The organism is Mesotoga sp. HF07.pep.5.2.highcov, assembly GCF_003666285.1.
Taxonomy (GTDB): domain Bacteria; phylum Thermotogota; class Thermotogae; order Petrotogales; family Kosmotogaceae; genus Mesotoga; species Mesotoga prima.
On record NZ_JFHJ01000602.1, the window covers coordinates 1 to 3480 of the forward strand.

The 3480-nt window shown below is 47.2% G+C and carries 3 protein-coding genes; all 3 read left to right on the forward strand.

Annotated features, from left to right (window positions below):
- Window positions 1-656 precede the first annotated feature (656 nt).
- Window positions 657-1733, forward strand: coding sequence for a hypothetical protein (locus BG32_RS12655; RefSeq protein ID WP_006486518.1), 1077 nt, complete (start codon window positions 657-659; stop codon window positions 1731-1733).
- Window positions 1734-1821: 88 nt separating this feature from the next.
- Complete coding sequence (locus BG32_RS12660) at window positions 1822-2814, forward strand: BMP family ABC transporter substrate-binding protein (RefSeq protein WP_121510001.1); 993 nt, start codon at window positions 1822-1824, stop codon at window positions 2812-2814.
- A partial coding sequence (locus tag BG32_RS12665) for a MurR/RpiR family transcriptional regulator (RefSeq protein WP_147435037.1) occupies window positions 2807-3480 on the forward strand: 674 nt, incomplete at its 3' end. The genes BG32_RS12660 and BG32_RS12665, both read left to right, overlap by 8 nt.

Sequence of the window (3480 nt, forward strand, 5' to 3'; positions counted from 1 at the left end):
GAGGAGGGCCACGTAGTGGCGGAGGGTGTGAGTATCTTAAGACAAGAAAACTCGTACGAATATTGGTGCGTTAGTTAAGGCAGAAGTAATGGAGATACTAACGCGTCCCCTACAAAAGTAATACCTTTCGGTGTTAAAGAAGGCACACGTTTGGCAATGCGCTTAAGAGCATACACACCCCACCGCAAGCGGTCCCCCCCGCTCAAGCGGGGATTTAGGATCAAGAGCCAGGAGGAAATGGGTCTAGGGCTGTGGGGTGTAGGGTTTCGCAAGAGAGAAAAGCAGCCTATAGTTCCAACGTTACGCGTCCAGTTCCTTTGTTTTTCGTAAAAGAGCTACAGAGAATAAGTGACATATCGAGACAGAGGCTACATGAGAATTCTAACCAATTCTGGAACTAAGGAGCATGATCACTAAGTATCAGAGAAGATGTTGATGCAAATAATGAGCTACTCGATCGGTGATTTGAGAGACATTTCTCCATAGGATTGTAGATCCCGAAACGAGTTCGTGATGACTAAGTGATGAACTTCATAAAGCCTAGACAGAAACAATGAAACAAGATACTTGCTGAACAAGTTCCCGAGTTAGCGAAAGTCAGCTGGGCTAACGCATTATAAAATAGCGTATAATTACGATGTGGGAGATTGGTCAGTATGAGAAGGAATTACTTTCGTTTCTTGTTTTTGATGATTTTCATCTTTATAGCGATTTCAAGTCTGGCGGGGAGCAGCGATTCTACAGACTCTGCTGATGCTACCGTAACTACTTACTTCGAAGATGTTGCGCGCGAGATTCTCGCCATGGATTCTTTCGACGACCTCTTTTCCCTTGACGGCTTCTTTGAAGACGATCCCGCAGCCGAACTGACTCCTTCGCATCCGATTCCCCCAACTCCGGTGAGCACAGTATCACACCAGGATCCAGCCATGCCTTCAATTACACCTCAGGCCACGCAATCTGAAACGGAATCACCTGAAAGCACATTGACCTGGAAATATGAGCCTTACGCGGACAGCCTTCTGCCTGGAGGAATCGCATTTGAGTTTGAGGCTGGCGATCCGGTAATGGGAATCCCGGATGTGGTGAAGTTCTACAAAGAGGGTGTCGTTGTAGATACCCTTGCAGGAAAAACGATCATGTCGCCGGTTATAGTTAGTGACGTTCCCTTCCCAGGACAGAAGACCACGATCTTCAGGTTCCTCACAGACGATTACTCGACTCCTTTGGGTGGATACTACATTACTGTAGTCGACTCAGAGGTCTACTCCTTGACCGTAGCGCTCGACCCCACTCGCGCAGAGAATATCGTCGATCTCGACTGCGATGGGATAGTAGAACTGATAGTCGTTGACGATCATATGATAAAGGCTCAGGAAGAGACCGAGCTTTCGGTATTCAAGAGATTCTTCACCTGGACAGAAGATGGCTGGCAGGTCGATTCTCCTGGTGATTACGTAAATGTCTATTCTTTGATGGCTGAGGCTGATCTCGAAAAGATTGAAGCTTCCAGTCCGAAGACGCCTCACGTGTGGTCATATGCCTATCACTCATACATGGCGGGTGAGGATCTTGAAGAGATTCAATTCCGTGTAGCAAAACTCGTCGAGGACTTCTCCCTGAACTGGCTTATCAACTCCACGGAAATGGTAAAACTTCTCGATCAAAACATCAATCAGTACTATGGTTATGTCATGAAGAGGCCTACACCTGATTCTTCACCTACAATGTAATCGAAATCAAGAATATAATTCGCGCCCTTGAGAATTTCCTTCGATAGAACTATAATCGAAACGAATGAAGTCGGAGGAGCGTGAAGAGATGCGAAGAGCAATACTTCTTTTTTCCCTGCTATTGGCGGTTACATTTGCCGCATCGAAGTTCAGTGTAGGGATTCTTATCACGGGAGAGATTGGTGGAAACGCCATTTACGAACTTGTACAGAGGGGCGCGCTTGAAATGGCCTCTGAGGAGATAGAGATAAAGATCGTCGAAGGCGGATACAACCAGTCCAAGTGGGAGCAAATGCTTATCAGCCTTGCGGCATTGGGTAGGTACGATCTTCTCATGACCTTCACCGAAGGTATGCCGGCAAGCGTAAATAAAGTCGCCGAAATGTTCCCAAACCAGAAGTTCGCATTACTGGACGGGATTATCGAGAACCCTCTTCCAAACACTTATTCTGTTGCTTTCAAAGACGACGAAATGACCTTTCTTGCCGGAATCTTCGCAGCACTGATAACTTCAAGCAGTTTGCCAGGAGCAAATGAAGAGAAAGTGGTGGGGTTGATCGCAGGGGACACTTACCCCGCGATGACCAATGTCATGAGACCCTCTTTCGAGAATGGCGTAAAGACGGTTCATCCTTCGATTCGAGTGTTTTTCGGTGTTGTTGGTAGCTGGTCGGATCCAGCTAGAGGGAGCGAACTCGCTGCGAAGCAGTTCGATGCCGGAGCAGACGTTATTCTCTCCATTGCCGGTGGCAGTGGCATAGGAGTCATTGAAGAGGCCTCGGTCAGAGGCAAATATGTGATCACGGTCGACTCTAACATGATCGCTTTGAATCCCTCCGTTATTCTTGGGAGTTTCCTGAAGCACATAGACGTTTTGGTGAAGAATACAATCGCAGATGCCAAAGCCGGCACACTTCCCTTCGGTACTTCCAAGAGGGTTGGAATAGCAGAAGGAATGATCGATTATACTCACGATGATCCAAATTTCGTGAGAAATGTTCCGGATGACATTCGTGCCCAACTTGCCGAATGGTTTGAAAAAATAAAGGCGGAAGGACTGCCAAAGATCAACAATGAGTAGTCTTATACAGTCCTACAATGAAGCCTTAGGACTATTCACTCAGACGGAAGAGAAGATAGCCAGCTTCATCATGACAAATCCAGAAGCGGCTCTAGAGCTTTCAGTGAACGATCTTGCCTCAAGGTTGAATGTGTCTCCGTCAATGGTCGTGAAGGCTTCACAGAAAATGGGTTTCACAGGCTATTCGCAGCTGAAATTAGCTGTCGCCAGCGAGCTTAACGTGCTTGTGCAGCGGGAAAAGTCAACCATTCTGATCGAGGACCTGGACGCCTACGAGGACCTAGTATCCTCAACAATTCGTGAAGCCTATTCCCGTCTTGGCGAAGACGACTTAAAGAAGGCGGCAGAGCTTCTGGTCGAGAGCGAAAATATAGACATCTACGCGTTCGGTTTCGATGCAGTAGCGGGACACGATCTCTACCTGAAGATGCTGCAAAGCGGCAAAAGAGTCAAGCTCATCGAGAACGGATACGAACAGATGATATCTGCATACAATTTGAAAGATGATTCTGTCGTTGTTGCTATATCCAGCACTGGAACTTCGATAGACTTGTTAGACGCGCTGAAGTTTTCCGAGAAGACCGGAGCTTCGGTAATCACGGTAACACCGGCGGGATCAAGGCTGAGCACTTATTCGAACGTGAATCTCGAAAGCTATTACTCAAA